This is a genomic window from Galbibacter kalidii (assembly GCF_026241135.1).
Taxonomy (GTDB): domain Bacteria; phylum Bacteroidota; class Bacteroidia; order Flavobacteriales; family Flavobacteriaceae; genus Galbibacter.
Window position 1 is genome coordinate 1 of sequence record NZ_JAPFGA010000089.1, and the last position, 590, is coordinate 590.

The 590-nt window shown below is 57.5% G+C and carries 1 protein-coding gene; it reads right to left on the reverse strand.

Translation table 11 applies throughout. The annotated features are described in order from the left end of the window. A partial coding sequence (locus OOZ15_RS20005) for a hypothetical protein (protein ID WP_323053974.1) occupies nt 1-590 on the reverse strand: 590 nt, incomplete at its 5' end.

A 590-nucleotide genomic window follows, 5' to 3' on the forward strand; every position in this document is an offset into this window, starting at 1 on the left:
TTACGCACCGGGCTCCTGCCTCGGGTGTCTGGCGGTGAACCGCTCCACAGGCCATGGATGAAGAACCCGAACCCTTGGTAGCCATGCGGCTGCCAGTTTGTTTGCTTTCGTCCAGGTCGTATCATCCTTCTGGCTCCTGCGCCTGAGCGCCCGGCGCCAGAGGTTTGTTACGTGTGTCCTGAACTTCTGCATGGTGGGGAAGTTGCCCGGTACCGAGTGATAGTTCAGGTATCCCTGAACCACTCTCCTGAGCCATTTTCCCTGTTCGGGGATTGAGTAATGCCAGCGCCTTCGCAGACCGTCTTTGATGGCTTTCAGAGTTGCCGTCATCCGATCCCGGCGGGTCTTTCGTATCAGCATGAACCTGCCGTTGCGATCTTTCCCGCTGATGTGCGTGAACCCGAGGAAGTTGAACGTTTCTGGTTTGCCTTTTCCCCTGATGGCACGGTTTTCGGCAGCGAAGCGGCCGAACTCCATCAGACGGGTTTTCTCCGGGTGAACCGTGAGTCCGAACTCCCTCAGTCTGCGCTGCATGGCTATACGGAAGCGCCGGGCATCGTATCGTTTGTCGAACCCGATGACGATGTCAT